The following is a 22,347-nucleotide window of genomic DNA, read 5'->3' as shown; positions in this document are numbered from 1 at the left end:
CCCGTTCCGCTCACCCGCGCCTGCGCCGGCCGGACCGTCCGCGGCGTTCCCCCGACCGTGGATGTGGCTGTGCGGCGCGGTGCGTCAGGTGTACAGGGCTGCGGTGCGCGGGTCGATGGGGATGTCGATGACGGTGGTGGTCCGCGTGGCGAGAGCGGTGCGGACGGCGTCGACCACGCTGTCGGGCCCGTCGGCGCGCAGGCCGGTGCAGCCGTATCCCCGGGCGTGGTGGGTGACGTCGATGCCGGGGAGGTCGTAGGAGGGTGGGTGGTGGGCGCCGAAGGTGAGGGAGAGGTCTTTCATCGCGGCGTACTCGCCGTTGTCGAGCACGATGACGATCAGCCGCAGGCCCAGCCGGGCGGCTGTCCAGAGGGCCTGGATCGAGTACTGGGCCGAGCCGTCGCCGAGGAGGCAGACCACGGGGCGGGAGGGGTCGGCCAGGGCGATGCCGACGGCGGCGGGCAGACCCCAGCCCAGACCACCGCTGGCCGCGTTGTAGTAGCCGCCGCCCCGCCGTACGGGCAGGTGCCGCCACCGCACTTCCCGGAAGGTCGGTGCCTCTTCGACGATCACGGTGTCCGGCGGCAGAACGTCCCCGAGCAGACGCAGGACGTACTCCCCTTGCATGGGTGCGGTCAGTTCGGGGGCGGGTCGGGGCGCCGGGTCGAGGAGCGAGCCGTCGAGGTGTTCGGGCAGGTGGCCAAGGAGTCCGGCGATCCCGTCACGCAGGCTGGTGCGGATGCCGGTGCCCGTGTCGGCCCGGGCGAGGGTGTCGGGGTCCTCGCTGAGCTGGAACAGCTCCGTCCCCTCCGGCACGCACGGGCCGTCGCTGGGCACGTGGTAGAGGAACACCGGAGCGCCGAGCACCACCACCAGGTCCGCGCCCGCCAGGGCTTCGCGGATGAGTTTCCGGGTGGGCTGGAGCTGTCCGCGGAAGCAGGGGTGCTCTTCGGGGAAGCTCGTCCGGTTGATGTGCGGGCTCGCCCACACGGTGGCACCGGTGCGCTCGGCCAGCTCGACGGCGAGCGCGGTGGCCCCCTCGCGTTCCACCTCCGGCCCCATCACCAGCACCGGGGACCGGGCCGCCGACAGCCTCTTCGCCGCATGGGCCAGCTCGCCGTCCCCGGCCGTGAACCGGTCACTGACGGTGCGCAGGGGAACCGCCGCGGCGGGGGTGTCCCAGTCGTCCATGGGCACGGAGAGGAAGACGGGACCGGCCGGCCGCTGGGCGGCGGTGTGAAAGGCCCGGGCGAACGCGAGCGGCACGTCCTGGGCGCGGGCCGGCTCGATGGCCCACTTCACGTACGGGCGCGGGAACAGTGTGGACTGCTCCGCGTACAGGTACGGGTCCGTCGGGTGCATCGAGCGCACCTGCTGCCCGGCGAGCACCACCACCGGGCTGCGGTTGCGGAACGCCGTGTACACGCTGCACAGCCCGTTGCCCAGCCCCGCCGCCGAGTGCAGGGTGACCAACGACGGTCGGCCCGTGGCCTGCGCGTAGCCGTCCGCCATGGCGACCGCCGACGCCTCCTGCAACGCCATCACCCACCGCACCCGCTCCGGCCAGTCCGCGAAGAACGGCAACTCCGTCGACCCCGGATTGCCGAACACCACCGACGTCCCGGTCGCCGCGAGATACTCCCAGACCCGGTCCCGCACCGATTCCGCCATAGGGCCATGATCGCCTTCAGCGGAGTGCCGAGAAGCCGCCACACCGCGCCGGACGACCACGGCGCGTCGAATGGACCACCGCGCTCGGGCAGGCGACGGCTCCGGAGCCTTGCGCGGGATCCGCAGACGATCGATCCGTCGGCGGACAGCCACGCGGGTGGGCGAGCGGAGTCCGCTCGCCCACCCGCGTCCCGCTCGCCTCTCAGCCGACCGTGTAGTGATAGGGAAGCGCGACGAGCTGGTCTCCCGTGGGCGTGTAGCCGTTCTGGCTGAGCGAGCTGGCGTCGTCGAGGTAGATGTCGCCGGACACCGTGCTTCCGGCGGGACCGCTCGGCGTGATGTTCAGGTACAACGTGGTGCTCTGCCCCGGCTGGACGACGACCGGGCTGAACGATGCGTTGGGGTGCAGGCCGAGCTCCCACAGGTCACCCGATGGTGAACTGGCCGACGGATCGAAGGCCCGGGTGATCGCGGTGAGCCCCAGGTTCGCCACCGACGACGGCACCGCGCCGGCCCCGGACGGCCCGGCGGGCTGCGGCACGATGTCCCAGTCGCCCTGCGTGAGATCCGGCATCGCGTAACTGCCATAGGCATTGTCGCCGTCGGCCGTCGAGGCGAGATCGGGCTCGCCGTTCGCGGGCGAGAAGTCGAACATGACGGGCGCCGTCGAGGTGGCCGTCGCCACGAGCTGCGAGGTGCCGGTCGGCACGATCCACTGCGGTTCGGGCGCGCTCGCGGCCAACGGCAACGTCAGGTTGCTCGACGGAGTGAACGAGCTGAGCGGCACGGTTGTCTGCTGGTCGAGCCGGGCGTCGAGGAAGTACGACTCGACGGCGGTCGAGTCGTTGTGCACGGTGACGCTGACCAGGTGTGACGTGCCGGCGGCCAACACTCCCCCGGTCGGCACGCCGGTCGTGCTCGCCACGACCGGCGCGAAGTCGACCGTACCGTCAAGCAGCGTCGACAACGCGCTCCCCGTCACCGGATTGCTGAAGCTGACGATCAGCGTCCACGAGCCCGCGGCCGGCGCGAGCACGTGCAACCGCGCGGCCGAGGTGCTGACGACGGTCTGGTTCGCGCCCGGCTGCCCCACCAGTACCTGATTGCCGGCGCGCGCCGGGTTCTGGCCGTCGGGTGAGACCAGGTACGCCGTGAACGGATCGGTGGCACCGCTGCCCAGCGCCAGCCGCACATCGAGCGCCGGCTGCCCCGCGGGCACGTTCACCTGGTAGAAGAGGGTCTGCGCCGGTACCCCTGCGCGGCCGTTCCCGCCGATCACGCCGGCGGTGAACCGGCCGACGCCGTCGCGTACCGGAATGACCGAACGCAGTGTCATCGGGACGGAACTCGGGCCCGCCTGCGGCGAGTCGATCGCCAACGACGCGCTCTCGTCGCCGGCCTGTGCGGAGAGCGGCGCGGTGACGCGCACCGTGGTCGAGGCGCCGGGTGCGAGGGTGACCCGCGACGGCGTCACCGTGCCGAAGGGGTGGAACGACGCGACGGTGGCGGCGAAGCTCACCGGCCCGGTGTAACCCGTCGGGCCGGAGGCGGGGTTGCCGAGGAAGTCGGTGATCACCGCCGTCCAGCTGCCCGGTGCCGGGGCACGCAGGTCGATGTGCCCGTGATTGCCGTCGCCCTGCGGCAGGCTGTAGCCGTTGAGCCGTCCACGCGGATCGAGCAGGGTCAGGTCGGCGGGTTGCTGGCTGCTGGTCCCCGGATACGCGATGTTCGCGTCGAGCCGGTCCGCGCCGGGAGGCACGGTGAAGGTGAACCGGGCCACGTTGTGGGTCAGTCCGGACGCGTCCTGGTAGCTGGGGCCGCCGTCGCTCAGCGTCGCGGTCCTGCTGGCGACCAGTCGGTTCGCGCCGAGCGTGCGACCCGCGAGTGACACGGTCTGCGCGTCGCGGCCGGTGTTGGTCAGCTGCAGCGAGAACGGCGCGGTGGTGCCGGGATCGCCCGTCGCGTCGAGCTGGTCGGTGCTGGTCAACAGTGTGTCGCCGACCGGCTGCGGGGCACCGTCGCCGGTGCGGACGGAACGCGCGGCCTCGACGGCCCGGTAGGCGTCGACCAGGCCGCTGCCCTGCTCCGAGCCGACGACGCCGAGGTCGTCGGCGGTGCCGGTGATGATCTGGTCCACCAGTTGTGGGGTCGGACCGGCGCCACCGTGCGCCTCCCGGTACGCCTGGATCACCAGCGCGGCCACGCCCGCCACCAGCGGTCCTGCCTCGCTGGTGCCGCCGGACTGGTACACGCCGGTCGGCTGGCCGCGGCCGTTCAGGCAGTCGGGCGCGATCGACGTGTTCGCCGTACAGATCGCCCAGTCCAGGTCGCCCGGCGCCACCACGTTGATGCTCCGCCCCTGCTCGCTCGCGCCACCGGACGACAGGGAGCTGATGTTGTCGCTGACCCAGCCGCGCGCGCCGATGTTGTCGTAGCCGGCCGAGTCGGCCTGGGCGTAGGAGCGGAAGGTGGTGGACGCGCCGACGGAGATCACGCCGGGCTGGGAGGCGGGCGACCAGATGGTGTTCTCGGGGCCGGCGTCGTAGGAGGGCACCGTGATGGTCACCCCGGCCGCCATGGCGTTGGCGTTGGCCTGCTTGATCAGGTCCGCGCTGGTGTCCGGCATCGGGAACGAGCCGGCCTCCTCGTTCAACACGTTCACGTGATCGACGCCGACCGCGTAGTCGATCGCTTCGAGGAAGGCGGAGGTGGTGGTGTAGTCGTTGGTGGCGTACACCTTGTAGGCGTCCAGCGTCACCTGCGGCGCGACGCCCTGGAGCCGGATCAGGCAGGGCTGCGCCAAGGGGTGTGTGGTGTAGTCGGCGAGGTCGTACACCTGCCGGCCCTGCGCGGCGATCATGCCGTCGTCGAGGAACGACTCCAGGTCCTCGGACTCCACCGAGCCGCCCTCGCCCGTGAAGTCCTTGTAGTCGGCGATGACGTGAGAGCCGTCGGCTCGGATCAGCTCCGGCGTGTTCACATCGATGCTGCCGGCGATGTCACCGACGATCACGCCCTTGCCAGTCGCGCCGAGCGAACGCGCGGTCTGCTCGCGCGGATTGTCGGAGGCCGCGTGCACCGCCTCGACCGCCTCGGGGTCGAGTTGCACACCGCCCGCCGGCGCGCAGGCTCCGGGTGGCGGGCTGACCGGCGGCTGGGACCCGCCCGGGGCGCCGTCGGCCGCGGCCGGCGGCGCGGGCGGCGCGGGCTGGTCGATCACCTTGACAGCGGCGTCGGGCACGACCTCGGCGACGCTCGAGTCGGACCGCAACGCGGCCTCCTCCCGCGTCGAGACCGTGGCGGCCACGGCGTTCAGCACGTCCATCGAGTGGACGTCCTTGGCACCGGCCGCGTGTAACGCCTTGATCACAGGGGCCTGTGACGCGGCCACCGCCGATTCGCGGACGGCCCCCTTGGCGCGTGTGTCCGGCAGGTTCTGGTGCTGATCCGTGAGCACCACTATCACCGGCCGGCTCGGTCCGGCGGGCGACGCGGTCGCTCCCGTCGACGCGACCGCGGCCGGCATCGATCCGAAAGCCAGCGCGGTGACTGCCAGAACGCTGACACCCACCCCGGTCCTCGGTTTCACACGCCTCATGAGTCCCCTCCATCTCCGCGCCACCTGAGTCGCGGCGCGGCGATTATCGTCGCCATGGACCTGCCAGAGCTAGAGGGAAAACCCCGGGTTTTCTTCGAAGTTGAGCACTGCGCGGATGCGCTCCGGTGCGAACGTGCCGGCCGGCCCATCGGGACGACTGGTACTCCGTCAGCGGCCACTTCCGCGCCCGGTAGCAGGCCCGGGCGATCCACGCCACGCCCTCGATCGCCGCCGGGTGAGCAGGACGTCGTTGGAGGTACCGGCACCCGCCGACGCGGGTCCGGGCCAGCGGTGGGCGCGGCGCCAGCCGCTGCCCGCCCGGCCCCTGACCCGGACGGCCCACACCCCGCGCCAGGCCACGCACTCCGCCGTAACCTGCCGCCATGAGGACCTACAACAGCCGCGTCACGGTTGTCTCCGGAGACGTGGAGTTTCCCGCCGACGCCGAACTCCATGCCGAGCACGCCGAGGGCGCACCGTCCGAGTGGCGCGGCACACTCACGGTCGCGGATCCCAAGGACCTGACCGAGCTCCTTGCCCGCCGCACTGGCATGCTGCTGTTCCCCACGGGCCAGGAGGGCGACTTCACGGTGGATCCGGGCGCGTCGCACGAGGCCGGGTCGACGCGGATTCAGATCCTGGGCATGGGTTCGGAGCCGTTCTGACGGTGCCGAGGCGCGGTGAGCCCCTGCCGCGGCGGGGGCTCTCCGTTGCCCGCGTTCCCCCGGGCGTACTCGCCGGCGGTGAGTGTCCCGTGACGGAGAAGTCCGAGCAGTGTCAGCGAAGTTCGAGTGCTGCCGGTCCCAGGGTGTCGGCCTGCCGAAACCGACCACGTCTACGCACACACCGGACGCCCCCGGTGGTTGCCGCGAGCGGTAGTCCTGACGCTGCGTCACATATCAGCAGGATCAGGCTGATCTCGCTGTGAATCGAGGAAGTGCCAGGCCGCTGTGCCCAGGCCCAGGAACTGTGCGGAGTGCACCATGACCGAACGCGTCACCACCTTGCTCACGGACCTGCCCGCGTTCAAACGCCGCCTGGGCCGCACCGGGGTATGGCTCGCGTCGTTGTCCGCGGTGACGGCGGACGAGGAGCGGCGTGCCGTCGCCGCCATCGAGGACCTCGGCTACGGGACGCTGTGGATCGACGAGCCCCCCACCGGGAAGGAGGCGTTGACCCATGCGGCCCTGGTGCTGTCCGCAAGCCGGCGCCTGATGGTCGCCACCGGGATCGCCACCATCTACGGACGCGACGCGACGGCCGCGGCCAACGGCGCCAGAACCCTGCACGAGGCATGGCAGGGCCGTTTCGTGCTCGGCCTCGGCGTCAGCCACCGGCCTCTCGTCCGCGGCCGCGGACACGACTCCAGCACACCGCTGTCCGACATGCGGGCCTACCTGGACGCGATGGACGCCACGCCCTTCGACGCATCGATCTTCGAGCCGGTGCCCCGCGTGCTCGCCGCGCTGCGCCCGAAGATGCTGAAGCTCGCCGCCACCCGGGCCCAGGGCGTTCACCCGTACTTCGTCACACCCGAACACACCCGCCGGGCCCGCGCAACGCTCGGCCCCGACCCGCTGCTCGCCCCCGAGCAGGCCGTGGTGCTCGACACCGACCCCGAACGAGCGCGCGCCACCGCCCGCGGCTACTCGGCCGTCTACCTGCGCCTGCCCAACTACCTCAACAGCCTGCGCGAACTGGGCTTCACGGACGCCGACTTCGACGACGGAGGCAGCGACAGACTCATCGACGCGGTCGTGCCCTGGGGCACCCCGGAGACGCTGGCCGAGCGCGTCCGGGAGCACTACCAGGCCGGTGCCGACCATGTCGCCGTGCAGCCCATCGCCGACACCCTGCAGCAGCAACTGCGGGACCTGCGCCTCCTCGCCCCCGCCCTGATGCCCAGCTGAAGCCGCCGAGCGGCCGCCCACCGGAGTGGTGCTCACACCCTCATTATTCGAGCATCTGTTCGACCGAATGGAGCATTGGGGCACTACCGGCTCTGACCAGCACGTTTGCGCCAATCTGCGACCACGGCCCGCAAGATCGGCGGGCAACTCCAGCGCCATGGCCGGGGTCCCGTTGCCGGCTGGCCGACCTGCTGCGCACGCTGGAGGGAACCGACAGGCCCACCGGGCCAGGAGGCGAGGTTCGTGATGAGCAGGCTCGAAGAGCAGATCGACATCGACGCGCCCGCGCGGAAGGTCTGGGACCGACTGCACGACGTCGAGTCCTATCCCGCGTTCATGAACGGCGTGCAGAGTGCCCATGCGCACGGCAGCAACCGTGCCCATCTCGACGTCCAGACCAAGAGCGCGCAGCAAGAGTTCGAGGCGGTCCTCTCCGATCGCGACGACGACCAGGTCATCGCCTGGCGGACGGAGGGCAGCCCGGCACTGAAGGGCGACCTCACGGTGCGATCGCTGGACCAGGACCACAGCCAGGTGCAGATCCGGATGGAGTACGAGCCGGAGGCCATCCACGACGCCTTCGGCGGCCCTCGAGGAATGGCCCAGATCCACCGGATCGAGAACACGGTCCGGGGCGACCTCGAGCAGCTCAAGAACCTGGTGGAGGGGGAAAGGTAACTCCCGACGTGGTGATCCACGCCGCCCGGTGTGGGCGGCGTGGATCCGTGCAACTCGGCGGCCGGGGTGTCGCCTCATGGCTGCGGAGGGTGCGGCGGTCGGTGTGTCAGGTGGTGATGGTGGCGACGGGTTCGAGGCCGTAGGTTCGGGCGTAGCCGTTCTCGGTACCGACGAGGAGGTCGATGACCTCGAAGTAGCGGTCCCAGAAAGGGGTTTCGCGCAGTGCGTCGATGAGGAGCTGGTAGGCGTGGTGGTCTTCGGCTTCCCACACCCAGACGTCGGTGACGCGCGCGGAGTAGAACTCCGTGTCGTAGAAGCGTGACCGAACCCCGGTGGTCCTGGCCTCGATCACGGGCAGCACCTGGGTGGTGAAGGCGTCCACGCGTTCCTGGACGGTCAGGGCGAGCCACTCGGGCGTGGTCTTGACGAGCATGAACGCCGTGACCGGCGGTTCGGACCTCTCAGCGGACATCAGGGTGCCTCCAAAGTGGCGGGTGGTCGCCGGGCTCTGTGTGTTCCGGCGCCGGGCGGTGAACCTCAGGAGAGGACGGCGGGCTTGAGGGTCCGGGCGCACCACTGCCCGAAGCCGGTGGGGGAAGCGGTGTCCGGAGTGCGGGCGACACCGGCATCCAGGCCCTGGTCCTTGGCCCGCTTCATCTCGACGATGCCCTGGACGAACGCCTCGGTGAGGCCGTAGCCGACGAGGGTGGTCCGCAGCTCGTCGAGCGGCTGGCGTTCGTAGCGGACGGGGCGGCCGAGCTGCTCGGTCATGATGCGGGCCAGGTCGTTGGGGGACAGGTCCTGCGGCCCGAGGACCGGGACGCTGTCGGCGCCGGTCCACGAGCGGTCCAGCAGCAGGCCGGCGGCGACGGCCGCGATGTCGGCGGCGGCGACGAGGGGGGCCCTGCGGTCGGCGTCGACGGAGTCGGTGAAGACGCCCTTCTCGCGGATCGAGTCGGACTCCTCCAGGAGGTTCTCGAAGAAGGACGGGTTGGCCAGGGCCCGGTAGGCGACACCGCTGTCGGCGATGAGGTCGTCCAGGGCGAGGGAGGCGGTGACGAGGCCGGCCCGGTCGGCGAGCGGGGTGCCGCGGCCGAGCGCGGAGACGCCGACGACATGGCCGACCCCGTGGGCGACGAGCGCCCTCACGGCGGGTTCGCTGAAGCCGCTGTAGGCGTCCTGCGGGGTCGGGGCGGGGACCGGGGGGACGAGCCAGAAGACGGCGTCCGCGCCCTCGAAGGCCCGGTCGACGACCTCGGCGTCCCCGTGCGAGCCGGTGACCACCTCGACGCGTCCGCGCGCCGGGTCCGGAAGCCGGGCGGGGTCGCGCACGATCACGCGCAGTTCCTCGCCCGCGGCGGGGGCGGACTCCAGGAGCCGGGAGAGCAGGTGACGGCCGATGTTCCCGGTGGGGGCAGTAATGACGATCATGAAAACCTCGTAGGTCGCGCTGTTCGGTACGCCCCTCATCCTGCTGAGGACCTCCGTGCTGCCACAATGGGAACTTCAGCACGGAATCATTGCCCGAAATGGAATAATGCTGGTGAACGACCCGAATCCGGTCATCGACGCCAATCTGGCCATCGCGCTGGATGCCCTGCTGGCCGAGCACAGCGTGACCCGCGCCGCCGCACGTCTGCACACCTCGCCCGCCGCCATGAGCCGCACCCTCGCCCGTCTGCGCCGCATCCTCCAGGACCCCCTCCTGGTCCGGGCCGGACAGGCCATGGTTCCCACCCCACGCGCCCAGGCCCTGCGCGAGGAGGCGGCAGCGGTGGTGCGCGGCCTCGGAGCGCTGCTCAGCCCCGGCGCGAGCGTCGACCCCGCCGGCCTCCGCAGCACCTTCACCCTCCAAGCCGCCGACCTGGTCGGCGCGGCACTGGCCTCGGGACTGCTGCAGCTGGCCCAGCGGGAGGCGCCGGGGGTCTCGTTCCGGATCCGGGCCGAAGAACTGGAGGCCGGCCCCGCCCTGCGCGACGGCCGGATCGACCTGGAGATCGGATCCATCGACCACGTGGACCCCGAAACCCGGGTCGAGGAACTGGTCAGCCTCCGCATGGTGGCGGCCGTCCGGCCCGGTCATCCGCTCACCGAAGGGCCGCTGACCCCGGCCCGGCTCGCCGCCGCCCAACACGTCGCGGTCAGTCGCCGCGGCCGGTTCACCGGCCCCCTCGACACCGCCCTGGCCGAGCGGAATCTCCACCGGCGGGTCGGCATCGTCCTCCCCAGTCACCTGGCCGCGATGACCCTTGCCGCCCGCAGCGACGTCGTCTGCCTGGTACCCGCCGCACCCCCCGGCGCCGCACCCTCGCCCCTCACCGACGACGCCGGCGCCCTCGGACTGCACCTCCTCGAGATCCCCCTGCCACTGCCACCCCTGACCATCGGCATGGCCTGGCACCCCCGACACACGGCCGACGGAGCCCACCGCTGGCTCCGCGACGCCGTCCGCCGGATTCTCCGCACACCGACAGCGGCTTCCGAGGTCGCCGTGGCGGACGCGATCGACCCCGAGTAGTACGAGACCGCCCGGCCCGTGCGGAGGCATGCCCGTTGACACTGGTGGCTGCGACCGGTGGGCAACTCACCGACGAACAGTGGAATCCGTCCGAATCGCCGTGCCGGGCCCGCTCCTTGTCCACGGTCCGGGCCACGATCTCCCTGGTCCGCCGCGGCCGCGTTCACGCGGGAGCCCTGGGATCTCCGGACTCCCGCGTGAACGACTGTGCGTGGTGTCAACGTGCGAACTTCGCGATGGCCGCTGGAGTGACGGGAGTGAAGAAGTTGACGAGGTTGCCGTCGGGGTCACGGAACAGCAGCGACCGGTTGCCCCAGGGCATCGTGGTGGGTTCGCTGACGAAGTCGGTGACGAAGCCGGTCAGGTCCTGGTGAACGCGGTCCACGTCGTCGACGAGGAACTCGGTGATCACGCTGTGGTTGTCCGCCGGGCGGGCGGAGCCCGGGGCGAACAGCGGGACGGTGCGGGTGCTGCCGATCGCGAGGGTTGCGCCCGCGGTCCTGAGTTCGGCGAAGTCCTCGTTGGCCCACGTCGCCCGAGCCCCCGTGGCTCGCTCGTAGAACGCGACGAGACGCGCCACGTCGCTGGTGATGATGCGGATCGAGACGAATTCCATGGGATCTCCTTGGCTCTGCTGAAGGCGTGCACTCCGCAGGCTAGGAGAAATAGTGGACAGAATCGGTCCTCTATTTGCGTTAGGTTGGGTGCATGCCTCGACCCACTGGCCGCGTGCTGACACTCCTGGAGCTGCTGCAGTCGGGCGGCACCCGGACCGTGGCCGAACTCGCCGACCGGCTCGGCGTCGAAGGGCGCACCGTGCGGCGGTATGTGGACCAGCTGATCGACCTCGACGTGCCGGTGGAGTCGGTGCGCGGCCGCTACGGCGGGTACCGGCTCGCCCCCGGGTACCGCCTGCCTCCGCTCATGCTCAGCGACGACGAGGCGCTGGCCGTGCTGCTCGGCCTGGTCGCCGGCCGCCGAGCAGGGTTGACGACGGCGGAGCGCTCGGCGAGCGAGACGGCATCGGCGAAGATCCGGCGGGTGCTGCCCAAGCGCATCGCGCATCGGCTCGACACGCTCCTGGAGGATCTCGCCTTCACGGACCAGCCCGGCGAGTTCGACCCCCCGGACGCCGGGATCCTGCTCACCGTTGCCGACGCGGTGCGCCACCGCCGACCGGTCTCGATCCGCTACACCGACCGCGACGGACGGCGCAGCGAACGCACGCTGCACGCGTACGGGATCGTCACCCATGCGGGCCGGTGGTACGTCACGGGCAGGGACGCCGAGATCGGCGAGGACCGGACCTTCCGGCTCGATCGCATCGCGGACGCGAGGACCCTGCCCGGCTCATTCGAAGCGCCCGCGGGTCCCGATCCGGCACAGCGCGTGTTGTCGGGATTCGCCACGGCCCAGTACCAGCACGAGGTGACCTTGCGGATCCACGGGACAGTCGAGCAGATCCGCGCCCGCCTCCCCGCCAGCGTCGCGAGCCTGGAGGAGCACGAGCCCACGGCAGGCCGGGACCAGGCGGCCGAGCGCTGGCTGCGCGTCGAACTACGGGCGGAGCGGCTCGACTGGTTGCCCCCGGTACTCGCCTCGCTCGACCGGCCGTTCGTCATCGAGCGCCCCGACGAACTGCGCGACCTCGTCATCGCGCTCGCCGATCGCCTCGCGTCCCACGCCCGCCAGGCCTGACAGCGGGGAACGCATGTCACGTTGCGAGCGTGGTCAGGCCCGCTTGCCGACGCGCTCCGGCAGCTTGGTGAACAGGCGCCTGGCGTTGGTGTGACCGATCTTGATTCGGTCGTTGTCGCTGATGGCGGCGGTGTCGAACCAGTCGGAGGCCTCGCGCATGGATTCGTAGGGGTAGTCGCTGGAGTACAGCACGCGGTCGGAGCCCATCTCGGCCATGGTCGCGTTGAGCGTCTGGGTGTGGAAGTTGCCGCTGGTCGTGACGTAGAAGTTGTTGAGCAGGTAGTGGGTCAGCGGCTTCTCGTACTTGATCAGGTCTCCCATCCTGGCCGCGCGGTGGTCGATGCGCCAGATGTTGAACGGCAGGGTCTCGCCCAGGTGGCCGAGGATGACCGTGAGCTTGGGGAAGCGGTCGAACAGGCCACTGGTCATCAGGCGCAGCGTGTGGGTGGCGGTTTCGACGGTGAAGGTCCAGACGGCCCCGAACAGTTCCGGGTGACCCTCGTAGGCGCCCTGGTTGCCCGGCAGCGGGTCGCGCGGGTGCAGGTAGGCCGGCACGCCGAGTGCCTCGACGCGCTCCCAGAACGGCAGGTAGCGCTCGTGGTCGTAGTACCAGCCGGTGTTGGCGTCGTTGATGTTGGTGAAGCCGTTGAGCATCGCACCGTGGAACCCGAGTTCGTTCACGCAGCGCTCCAGCTCGGTCGCGGCCGCGGCCGGGTCCTGCATGGGCAGGGCGGCGAATCCGCCGTAGCGGTCGGGGTTGGCGGCCACGAAGTCGGCCAGCTTGTCGTTGGCCTGCCGGGCACGGGTGACGGCACGCTGCGGGTCGGTCTCCCCCTGGATGCCGGGCGCGGTCAGCGACAGCAGCGAGTAGTCGATGCCGGCGGCGTCCATCTCCGCCAGCCGCTCAGCCCCCAGGTCGACCAGACGCCGGGCGATGTCCTTCATCATCTCGGGATTGACGTACTGCGGGAGTTCGTTGGTGAGCTCCGGGAAGTTGAAGTGTTCCTCGAGCGCGATCTTGCCGGACACGCGGCCGCTCCTTGTGGGTTCGAAGGCACCTGTCGGGGCCAGTTCGGGCATGGGCAGTAGCTGTCGTGGGCGTGGGCCTCGTCCTCCCCGGTCACCCCCTTGGCCATCGCACCACCATCGGAGCCGTCCGGGCGGGATCGAGCCCGCCCATCGGCCCCGCTGTCCCGTTACGTGGTGTCGAGTTTGAACAGCCGGACGGCGTTGTCGCGGCGGATCTTCCGCAGGTTGGCTTCGCCGAACTCGACCTGGTCGAACCAGCGGCCGGCTTCCTCCATGTCTTCCATGGGGTAGTCCGTGGCGAAGATGATCCGGTCCACGCCCATCTCCACGATGGCGTCGGCCAGTGTGGGGGTGCGGAAGTTGCCGCTGGTGGTGACGTAGAAGTTCTCGTGCAGGTAGTGCGCGAACGTGTGCCGCACCGAGAGGCCGCGCGGCAGCTTCTGGAGCCAGTGGTCGGTGCGCCAGATGTTGTACGGCAACAGTTCCCCGAGGTGGCCGAGGATGACCTGGACTCGCGGGTAGGCGTCGAACAGGCCGCTGCCCATCAGGCGCAGTGCGTGGGTGCCGGTCTCGTGGGAGAAGGCCCAGCAGGCGCCGAGGAGCCAGGGGTGGCCCTCGTAGATCTGCCGCTGCCCCTCGGCCGGGTCGCGGGGGTGGAGGTAGACCGGCACGTCCAGCCGCTGGGCGGTCTCCCAGAACGGCCAGTACTGCTTCTCGTCCAGGTAGTGGACCGAGTCCTTGTCCCCGACCTGGGAGAAGCCGTTGATCAGCGGGCCGAGGAAGCCGAGGTCGTTGACGCAGCGCTCCAGTTCGGCGCAGGCGGCGTCCGGGTCCTGCATGGGGACCGCGGCGAAGCCGGAGAACCGGTCGGGGTGCTTGGAGATCTGCTCGGCCAGCAGGTCGTTGGTGCGGCGGGCCCAGTCCACTGCCTGATCACGGTCGTAGAAGCTCTGGATGACCGGGGCGTTCAGCGAGATGATGCTGCGCTCGATGCCGCTGGCATCCATCTTCTTGAGCCGTATGTCGTTGAGGTCCAGCAGTTGCCGCCGGGCCTCGGGCCACTTGTTCGTGGCGAAGTACTCCTCGGACTGGCAGACGGTGTCGGGATCGTCCGTGGCGAAGTGTTCCTCGATGGCGATCTTGTCCCGCATGGGTTCCTCCGCAGGGGGGATGAGCATGGGCCGTCGCGAAGAGTGCGGCCGCCACGGGCGGGGATGCCGCCGTGGCGGCATCACGGGGAGCCTCGGCGGGTCGTCCCCGGGGGTGTGGCCGGATGCACTGCCCACCTTCACACGCTGCTCCCACGGCCGCCACTCAGAGGCGTCGGCGTCACGGGGGCACCCGGTCATCTGTTGTCGGCGTCGTGCGGTGCGACCTGCGGGCCGTGGAGGCCTCGCCGAACGCGCCCGCCACCAGCCCGGGTTGGGACGGCGGGAAGCGGATCCCGGCGCCCTCGCCGGCCGACGGCCCGCCGCGACCAGGGGGGGTGGGTGGACGCCGGACAGCACAACGCCCTTGTCAGGCACGGCGTCTGACCGCTGTCCCGGACAGAACCGGCCGATACCTTGGCCGACCACCGATGCCCGGCCACCCTCAAAGGTCGGCAGGGCTCCCGCACACGGAAGGTCGTCTCGGTCGACTTCCTTTCCGCGGCGGGAACCCTGCCCACCGGGACCGGCTTCGGGGCCTTCTGGTGCCGCTACCGGCCCGACCCCGGCTTGCTCCGCTACTCGGGCCCGTAGAGGGCCTGATGGAGCGCGTTGGTGGTTTCCGCGACCGCCTTCCCGTCGGCCTGGGTGCCCGCGAGCGCGTTGAGCATCATGAAGTCGTGGGTGACACCCGCGTAGTGCGAGGTGGTGACCGGGACGCCTGCGGCGTGCAGCTTGGCCGCGTAGGCGGTGGCCTCGTCGTCCAGGACGTCGGAGTCGGTGATCACCAAGGCCTTGGGCAGGCCACGCAGTTGGGCGACGCTGGCGCGCAGGGGTGAGGCGAGTGGCTGCCTGCGGACGCTGACGTCGGGCGCGTAGGCGTCCCAGAACCACTTCATGGCGGGCCGGGTGAGCCAGCAGTCCTCGGCGAACCGGTTGTAGGACGCCGTGTCGAAGCGGGCGTCGGTGACCGGGTACATCAGGACCTGCTGGCGGAAGTGCGGGCCGCCGCGCTGCTTGGCCAGCATGGTGACGGCGGCGGCCATGTCGCCGCCGACGGAGTCGCCGGCGATGGCCAGCCGGGACGGGTCGACGTCGATCGCGCGGCCGTTGGCGGCGACCCACTTGGCGACGGTGTAGGCCTGCTCGATCGGCACCGGGAAGTGCGCCTCGGGTGAGGGGGTGTAGTTGACGAAGACGACCTCGGCACGTGCCCCGTCGGCGATCTGGCGGACGAGGCGGTCGTGCGTCCGGGCGTCTCCGAGGATCCAGCCACCGCCGTGGAGGTAGATGATGCCGGGCAGCGGACCCTTCACCCCGGCGGGCCGGACGGTGCGGATGGAGACCGGCCCCGTGGGGCCGCCGGGAACGGTTCGTTCGCTGATGTCGGCGGCGGGCTTGGCGATCGGGCCGGCCTGGAGCTTGTCGAGCACCAAGCGGGCCGCGGCGTAGGGCTGGGTGTAGAGGGGCGGGCCGTCGGCGGCGGCCAGCTGGTTCAGGAAGGCCTGGTCCTGCTCCTCCAGGGTCACCGGAGGCTTGCCGCAGGGCGTGTTCTTCACCGTGGCACTGTCGGCGCCGGCCAGGGTGGGACGGTCCACGGCGGCGGAGGCTGAGGCGAGGGTGGCGGGTGTGACGCTCGCGCTGAGTGTGGCAAGCGTGGCCACCAGGCCATACAGGGCCTTGCGGCCCGAACGGAGGTGCGGGTCAGAGGTCATGGTCCTGCTCCGTCCGAAGGAGGCGGATTCCCCCAGCGCCCACTCTTTACGCTTGGCGGCCGATCGATCACTTCGGGGTACTCCGTTGGAGTGGCCCCGGACGGGCCGGGACGACGTCGGAACCAGCCCGCCTCGCGATGGGGCACCGCCGTCGGCGGTGCCCGCGCGCCGGTCACGCCCGACGACGCGTCAGCGGGCCCGTGCACGTCGACGACAGCGCTCGGGCCGGTCAGCCTCCGTCGGCCCTCCTCGGCAGCGGCTGCCCGCGAGCCGGGAAGAAGTGGGAGACCTGGAAGGGGTGCTCGGGGTCCAGCAGGGCGCGAGCCCGCTGCTCGGCATCACGGTCGAAGCCGGTCAGCCGGCCGCCGTGCTGGCGCAGGTGCTCGTCCCACGAAGCCACCAGGAAGGCCTCCAGGTAGACGTCGGGATGGGCCCCGTCCTGGTAGAGGCCCCAGTCCACTGCTCCGGTGCGTCTGCGGGACCGCCCCACCGGGCCCATCGCCGTGATGAACTCCTCGGCGCGGTCAGCCGGTACGTGGTACTCGACGGTGACCAGGACCGGCCCGTCGGACCCCGCGGGGTCGAGCAGGACGACCGGTGCGGGCCAGTGCAGGGAGGGCGTCCGGTCGAGCGGGGTGTCGGGGACTGCGAAGCGCCATCCGACCGCGGTGCCGACGGCCAGCACGGCTGCCGCCACCAGCAGCGCCCCGGCCGTGCCGGTCCAGTCGGCCACCACCCCCCACAGGGCCGAGCCGATCGCCATGCCGCCCTGGAAGACCGTCAGGTAGACGGCCAGCGCCCGGGCCCGGACCCAGACGGGCGCGGTGACCTGCATCTGGGCGTTGAGCATGGACAGCACGCCGACCCAGGCGACCCCGGTCGCCACCAGCGCCAGTCCCGCGATCCAGGGGACGCGTACCACGGCGAGCAGCGCGAGACCCACCGCGAAGATGGCGCCGCTGCCGGCCAGTGAGGTGTTGCTGGACCAGCGGCCACGGGCCCGCGGCAGCAGGACGGCACCCAGGACGGCCCCGACGCCGACCGCGCCGAGCAACAGTCCGTACCCGCCGGCGCCCAACCCCAGCCGCCGTTCGGCCACGACGGGTAGCAGGGCCCAGAGCGCGGCCCCGGCGGGGACGAACAGCAGCGCCCGGGCCAGGATCCGGCGGATGCGCGGTGAGCCGCACACGTACCGGTGGCCGGCTCGCAGCGCGGGGAGCATCCGCTCGCTTCCCAGGGCATCGGTCTCGGTCCGGGGACGCCAGCGGACCAGCGCCGCCGCGGTGACCAGGAAGGAGGCGGCGTTGATCGCGAACACCGCGGCCGTCCCCGCCAGGGCCACCACCAGGCCGCCCAGGGCCGGCCCGACCGCCCTGGCGAGGTTCATGTTCACGCCGCCGAGGGTCGCCGCGGCCGGGATCTCCTCCCGCGGCACCAACTCCGGCTGGATGGCCTGCCAGGCGGGGTTCATCAGTGCCGTTCCGCAGCCGAGGACGAAGGTCAGCAGCAGCACTCCGTAGGCGTTGACGCGCCCGGTCGCGGTGAGCAGGGCCAGCAGCCCCGCCGCCGCGAACATCAGGCCCTGAGCGAGCAGGAGCAGCCGACGCCGGTCGAGGATGTCGGCCAGCGCCCCCGCCGGTATGCCCAGCAGCAGGATCGGCAGACTGGCCGCGGTGGGGACGAGGGCGACCAGTCCGGCCGAGCCGGACCGCTCCGTGATCAGCCACTGGGCGCCGACGGTCTGCATCCAGCCGCCGATGTTGGACACGAACTGGGCCAGCCACAGGGTCCGGAACACGCCGCGGCGCAACGGCCCCCAGGACGACCCGGCCGGCCGTGGCGGCGGCACGGGTGGCCGGGAGCCGGGAAGCGCGTCGCCGTCCTCGGTTCTGTTCATGGCTACTCCCCTTGTCGGCCGCGGCCGGCAGCCACCGGGTGCGGCAGGTCAGCCGCCGCTGCCGCCGAACATGGCGTGCGCGTAGATCACGCCGAGCCCGTAGGCGCCCGCGTGCCGCTTGACGACCTCGGTCGTGGCGTCGTAGGTCTGGGTCCGGGCCCAGTCGCGCTGCCATTCGAGCAGGACGGTCAGCCAGGTCGTCGGGACGACGCCGTGCCCCACCATCCGGGTGACGGCGTTCTGGTGCGCCTCGGCGGACACCCCGCCGCAGGCGTCGGTGGGGACGTACACCTGGTAGCCCTGCTCCACCGCGGAGAGGGCCGCCGTGGAGACGCACACCTCGGTCCACAGGCCCGCCAGTACGATCCTGCGGCGGCCGGTGGCCTTGACGGCGTCCACGACGCGGGGGTCCTCCCAGCAGTTCATCGTGGTGCGGTCGATCGGCCGCGTCCCGGGGAAGAGTTCCGCCAGCGCGGGCAGGAGAGGTCCCGAGAAGGTGGTGGACGCCACCGTGGTCAGCACCACCGGCACATCGAAGACCTGGGCCGATCTGGCCAGTCCGAGGGTGGCGTTGATGATGCCGGCCCGGTCGGTGTTGGTGGTGCCGAAGAACATCTGCGGCTGGTGGTCCACCAGCACGACCACGCTGTCCTCGGGCGTGAGGAGCGCACTGCCGGGTACCGCCTGGACGTTCGCGATCTCCATGGGTCTGCCTTCCACTCGGTCGGGTTGTGCCGGTACCGCTTCGCGGTCAGAGGTCTCACAGCACGAAGCACGCGTCGAAGATCTCGTGGGCGGGAGCGTTGTCCGGGGCGAAGCCGCGGGTGATCCGCCACTGGCGGTGCTCCTCGGACTCGGCGGCGGCCTCGGCCACCGCTCGGCCCTGGCGCACTCCGTCGGACCCACCGGGCGGCGGAGTCCGGTGGAAACCGCCGTAGAAGGCCACCGGGCTCCAGGACGGCTCGATCGTGTGCAGGGGCACGGCGAGTCCCTCGAACTCCCCGGCGGCGTAGACGATCCGCCCGCCGACGACGGTCAGCAGCGACTCGATGTGGGAGATGTCCTCCTCGGGCACCGTGAAGAAGTCCTCGGACAACACGGCCAGATCTCCGTAGCAGCCCTCCCTGAGAACGCCCTTGAGCTCGCCCTCCCCGCTGAGCCGGGCTCCGGCGGCGGTGTACATGCGCAGCGCGGTCGCCCGGTCCACCCGGTTCTCCTCGGCTGCGAGCAGCCGCCCGCCGACGGTACGGCCGCGCACCAGCCACTCCAGCGACAGCCACGGGTTGTAGCTGGAGACCCGGGTGGCGTCGGTGCCCGCCGCGACCAGCAGTCCGCGCTCCAGCATCCGCCGGATCGGCGGCGCGTCGGCCGCCGCCGAGGGCCCGTAGCGTTCACTGAACGCGCTGCCCTGGAACATCATCCGGTTCTGGACGGACAGGGCTCCGCCCAGCGCGGCGATCCGGTCGAGACCGGCCGGGGAGACCGTCTCCGCGTGGTCGAAGAACCAGGGCACGCCCCGGGGGAAGCCGCCGTCCGCGGCGATGCGTTCGAAGACGTCGAGGTTGGCGCGGATCGTCTCGTCGTACGTGGCATGCAGCCGGAACCCCCACCCGCTGTCCAGCAACAGGCGAACGGCGGCTTCGAGTTCACCGTCGGCCTGGTTCGGCCGCAGCGGGCGCGGTTCGGTGAAGTTCTCGTAGTCGGCGGGCGACCAGGCCAGGTTCTCCCCGGCGCCGTTGAGCCGCAGCCACTCGTCACCGTCGCCCGGCCTGGTCGTCGCCGTCCAGCGCCTGAGGTCGTCCAGCTCCTGGCCGGCGGCCTGGGGGAAGAGGTGGTAGGCGATCCGGAGGGTGAGCTCGCCCCGTTCCGCCAGCTTCAGCACCGCCGCGTAGTTCTCCGGGAAGTTCTGGAAGCCGCCGCCGGCGTCGATCGCGCTGGTCAGGCCGAAGCGGTTGAGCTCGTGCAGGAAGTGCCTGGTGGAGCCGAGTTGTTGCTCCTCCGCGAGCGACGGTCCCTTGGCGAGCGTCGAGTAGAGCAGACCGGCGGCGGGCGCGGCCAGCAGGACGCCGGTGGGCTCACCGGAGTGGCCCCGGACGATCTCACCACCGGGTGGGGCCACGCTGTCCCTGCTGAAGCCGACCGCCCGTACGGCGGCCCGGTTGAGGATGGCCGACTGGTACAGGTGCAGCACGAACACCGGGGTGTCCGGAGCCGCGGCGTTGAGCTCGGAGACGGTCGGCAGCCGCCGCTCGGCGAACTGCTCGCCCGTCCAACCCCCCACCACACGGACCCACTGGCCCTCCGGGGTGCGCTTGGCCTGTTCGCGCAGCATCCACAGGGCGGTCCGCAGCGAGGGGACGCCGTCCCACCGGAGCTCCAGCAGGTAGTTCAGACCGCCACGGATCACGTGCAGGTGCGAGTCGTTCAGGCCGGGGACGACGCGCCGGTTGAGGGCGTCGACGACGCGGGTTCCGGGTCCCACGTGAGAGGGGAGGTCCTGGTCGTCACCGACCAGGGTGATCCGCCCGTCGCGGACGGCCACCACCGAGGCGGTCGGCCGGGCCGGGTCTCCCGTGTGCACACGGCCGTTGCGAACGACCAGGTCAGCCGGCTCCCGGGCCTCACCGTCCCGAGCAATACCGCCTACAGGCATCGTGTTGACCATGTGGACACTCCGTGGGTGGCGAAGCCGGAGCTGAACCGCTCCAGTCACTCTGATCACTCCGGCCGTCGGGGCCCCGGTCACCTTTCGTGAGCCGGGGCGACGCACCCCTCGGGGCCGTCGGCCGGACGTTGACTCCGGGGCGGCCTCAGCCAACGGCCGCGCACGGCTCCGGCGAACGATCCGGGCGGGTGGCACGAGACGCCCGCCCGGAGCCGGACTCCGCTGGGGTGTCCACGAGTGCTCCGCCACCGTCCGGAAGCGACGGGCGAGCGCCGGTGGAACCAGGCCGGTGGAACCAGTACGACGACATGCGGGCCGACAGTTGTACCGCCGAGCCTATCCCCGTCCGGGCGGCCGGCAACTCGGGTCAAGTCGCGGGCCGGGGGCCGGCGGCTGCACCTCGCGCCTGCCAACCGGTCACCGGCCGAGAGGACCGGGGCGTCCGACCAGACGCCAACACCGCTGGGGAGGACGGCTGGAGAGCACAGGCGCACGGAGGGCCCCGAACTGACGACCCGTCATGTCCTCGCGTGCCGTGACGTGAGGGCCGAGCGGGCGGCGCGAGCCCGGCTTCCGAGATGCGCCACCCGGTGTGTCCGACTAGCCTCGCTTAGTGTTCGACCGGCCACCGGCGGCTGGACCGTCGACCCGCGCCGCGCGCACCCCACCCGGCCGCACCGACCGTGAGAACCGTCCCCGAAGCGCCGCGCCGGCCCGAGGCGCCACCGAGCGCCCCAGCCGGCCACGATGTCCCGGCTCCCTGAAGGGAACCTCCGATGAGAACCCCCACTGTCAGGTGCCTGCTCCCCGCCGCCCTGGCGGCAACCCTGGTGAGCCTTCCGGTCTCCCCGCCGGAACACGCGGAGCGGGCCGCCGCCCGGAGTCCCGGCCAACGAATCGCCGTCGGCCCGCAGTACGACTCGACGCACGTCTACGTCGAGCCGGGCACCCTGGACGAGTTCACCAGGAGCTGGCTGGCGACTTTCGGCGGAACCCACACGACGCCCGCGGTGACCGACGTCACGCCCACGCCCAGCACGACCGCGTCGGAACTCATCCTGTCGCCGGTCGGCACCCTGTCGGTCTTCGACTTCCAGACGCCGATCCCCTACCCCTTCGGCACGGAGCGCACCGGCTGGCTCATGAGCAACTTCGACCAGGGCGTCAAAGCGGCCAAGGCGAGCGGCGCGGCCGTGCTCGTCGCGCCGTTCCCCGACCCGATCGGCCGCGACGCGGTCATCCAGTTCCCGGGCGGCATCAACGCGCAGCTCTACTGGCACACCGAACCGCCGTCCTACCCCGCACTGACGACCGTGCCGGAGAACCGGCTCTACGTCTCCCCCGACGCGGTCGACCACTTCCTGGCGAGCTACCTGAAGTTCAGCGGCGGCACGATCACGTCCGACAACCGGCATGCCGACGCCGGCGAGATCGGCCTCCCGAACCAGACGTACCGTCGGATCAGGATCACCTCGCCCTTCGGCGACACGGTCGTCACGGTGACCGACGGACACCTGCCGTACCCCTTCGGACGGGAGCTCACCGGCTACCGGGTGGCCAGTCTCGGAGCGACGCTCACCAAGGCCAGGGCCGCCGGTGCGACGGTACTGTGGGGCCCGCACACGTCCGCCGACCGCACCAGCGCCCTCGTGCGCTTCCCCGGCGGCTACATCGCCGAGATCCACGACCCGGTCCCCGGTGCGCCGACCCCGCTCGACACGTACTCGTCACCACCTGGGCACCGGTAGTGGCACGGTCATCGAGAGCGACCGGCCGCGGCCTCTCGACCCGCGCGGTCGGCCTTCGACGGCACGAACCGT

Annotated in this window: 17 protein-coding genes; 6 read left to right on the top strand and 11 right to left on the bottom strand. The window is 71.4% G+C overall.

Translation table 11 applies throughout. From position 1 onward, the window contains the following. Positions 1-84 precede the first annotated feature (84 nt). Positions 85-1,671: a benzoylformate decarboxylase gene (gene mdlC / locus ACIGXM_RS15455; RefSeq protein ID WP_396560943.1), complete on the bottom strand. Its 1,587-nt coding sequence runs from the start codon at positions 1,669-1,671 to the stop codon at positions 85-87. A 202-nt stretch (positions 1,672-1,873) separates the two neighbouring features. Beyond that, positions 1,874-5,128 carry a S8 family peptidase gene (locus tag ACIGXM_RS15450; RefSeq protein WP_396560941.1) on the bottom strand — a complete coding sequence of 1,085 codons (3,255 nt, stop codon included), beginning with the start codon at positions 5,126-5,128 and terminating at the stop codon, positions 1,874-1,876. Between the two features lie 524 nt (positions 5,129-5,652). Between ACIGXM_RS15450 and ACIGXM_RS15445 the strand changes: the two genes are divergently transcribed. The 3 genes from ACIGXM_RS15445 to ACIGXM_RS15435 all read left to right on the top strand — a co-directional run bounded on the left by ACIGXM_RS15445 (position 5,653) and on the right by ACIGXM_RS15435 (position 7,857). Beyond that, positions 5,653-5,934, top strand: a complete 282-nt coding sequence (locus ACIGXM_RS15445; protein WP_396560939.1) for a hypothetical protein — start codon at positions 5,653-5,655, stop codon at positions 5,932-5,934. Between the two features lie 318 nt (positions 5,935-6,252). Further along, positions 6,253-7,179, top strand: a complete 927-nt coding sequence (locus tag ACIGXM_RS15440) for a TIGR03620 family F420-dependent LLM class oxidoreductase (protein ID WP_396560937.1) — start codon at positions 6,253-6,255, stop codon at positions 7,177-7,179. A 246-nt stretch (positions 7,180-7,425) separates the two neighbouring features. After that, positions 7,426-7,857 carry an SRPBCC family protein gene (locus ACIGXM_RS15435; RefSeq protein ID WP_396560936.1) on the top strand — a complete coding sequence of 144 codons (432 nt, stop codon included), beginning with the start codon at positions 7,426-7,428 and terminating at the stop codon, positions 7,855-7,857. 106 nt (positions 7,858-7,963) lie between these two features. Here ACIGXM_RS15435 and ACIGXM_RS15430 read toward each other — a convergent pair whose 3' ends face one another. Together ACIGXM_RS15430 and ACIGXM_RS15425 are read right to left on the bottom strand one after the other, a co-directional pair. Further along, positions 7,964-8,329 (bottom strand): darcynin family protein, encoded by a 366-nt coding sequence (locus tag ACIGXM_RS15430; protein ID WP_396560935.1) that lies wholly within the window; start codon positions 8,327-8,329, stop codon positions 7,964-7,966. 65 nt (positions 8,330-8,394) lie between these two features. Next, positions 8,395-9,288 carry an NAD(P)H-binding protein gene (locus ACIGXM_RS15425; RefSeq protein WP_396560933.1) on the bottom strand — a complete coding sequence of 298 codons (894 nt, stop codon included), beginning with the start codon at positions 9,286-9,288 and terminating at the stop codon, positions 8,395-8,397. Positions 9,289-9,394: 106 nt separating this feature from the next. On the opposite strand from ACIGXM_RS15425, the gene ACIGXM_RS15420 reads away from it, so the two are divergent. Then, entirely contained in the window at positions 9,395-10,375 is a 981-nt protein-coding gene (locus ACIGXM_RS15420; RefSeq protein WP_396560932.1) for a LysR family transcriptional regulator, read from the top strand. Between the two features lie 217 nt (positions 10,376-10,592). Here ACIGXM_RS15420 and ACIGXM_RS15415 read toward each other — a convergent pair whose 3' ends face one another. After that, positions 10,593-10,991 (bottom strand): VOC family protein, encoded by a 399-nt coding sequence (locus tag ACIGXM_RS15415; protein ID WP_396560930.1) that lies wholly within the window; start codon positions 10,989-10,991, stop codon positions 10,593-10,595. 92 nt (positions 10,992-11,083) lie between these two features. On the opposite strand from ACIGXM_RS15415, the gene ACIGXM_RS15410 reads away from it, so the two are divergent. After that, a complete protein-coding gene (locus tag ACIGXM_RS15410) occupies positions 11,084-12,073 on the top strand; it encodes a helix-turn-helix transcriptional regulator (RefSeq protein ID WP_396560928.1) in 990 nt (329 codons plus the stop codon). A 33-nt stretch (positions 12,074-12,106) separates the two neighbouring features. On the opposite strand, the gene ACIGXM_RS15405 is transcribed toward ACIGXM_RS15410, so the two are convergent. The 6 genes from ACIGXM_RS15405 to ACIGXM_RS15380 form a co-directional block, all read right to left on the bottom strand. Next, positions 12,107-13,102, bottom strand: coding sequence for an amidohydrolase family protein (locus tag ACIGXM_RS15405; RefSeq protein WP_396560926.1), 996 nt, complete (start codon positions 13,100-13,102; stop codon positions 12,107-12,109). A gap of 167 nt (positions 13,103-13,269) precedes the next feature. Beyond that, on the bottom strand, positions 13,270-14,253 hold the full coding sequence (locus ACIGXM_RS15400) for an amidohydrolase family protein (RefSeq protein ID WP_396560924.1): 984 nt from the start codon (positions 14,251-14,253) through the stop codon (positions 13,270-13,272). Between the two features lie 575 nt (positions 14,254-14,828). After that, on the bottom strand, positions 14,829-15,965 hold the full coding sequence (locus tag ACIGXM_RS15395) for an alpha/beta hydrolase (RefSeq protein WP_396560922.1): 1,137 nt from the start codon (positions 15,963-15,965) through the stop codon (positions 14,829-14,831). 229 nt (positions 15,966-16,194) lie between these two features. Further along, positions 16,195-17,862, bottom strand: a complete 1,668-nt coding sequence (locus tag ACIGXM_RS15390; RefSeq protein WP_396560920.1) for an MFS transporter — start codon at positions 17,860-17,862, stop codon at positions 16,195-16,197. 48 nt (positions 17,863-17,910) lie between these two features. Further along, the gene (locus tag ACIGXM_RS15385) at positions 17,911-18,567 is read right to left on the bottom strand and encodes a hydrolase (RefSeq protein WP_396560918.1); all 657 of its coding nucleotides are present in this window, start codon (positions 18,565-18,567) and stop codon (positions 17,911-17,913) included. A gap of 55 nt (positions 18,568-18,622) precedes the next feature. Next, positions 18,623-20,527, bottom strand: a complete 1,905-nt coding sequence (locus tag ACIGXM_RS15380) for an amidohydrolase (RefSeq protein ID WP_396560917.1) — start codon at positions 20,525-20,527, stop codon at positions 18,623-18,625. A gap of 776 nt (positions 20,528-21,303) precedes the next feature. Between ACIGXM_RS15380 and ACIGXM_RS15375 the strand changes: the two genes are divergently transcribed. After that, positions 21,304-22,275 carry a VOC family protein gene (locus ACIGXM_RS15375; protein ID WP_396560915.1) on the top strand — a complete coding sequence of 324 codons (972 nt, stop codon included), beginning with the start codon at positions 21,304-21,306 and terminating at the stop codon, positions 22,273-22,275. Positions 22,276-22,347 lie beyond the last annotated feature (72 nt).

Source organism: Kitasatospora sp. NPDC052896 (assembly GCF_044547075.1).
In the GTDB taxonomy this organism is placed as follows: domain Bacteria; phylum Actinomycetota; class Actinomycetes; order Streptomycetales; family Streptomycetaceae; genus Kitasatospora.
Note: the sequence above shows the minus strand (reverse complement) of the source record. Positions and strands in the feature narration are given on the sequence as shown.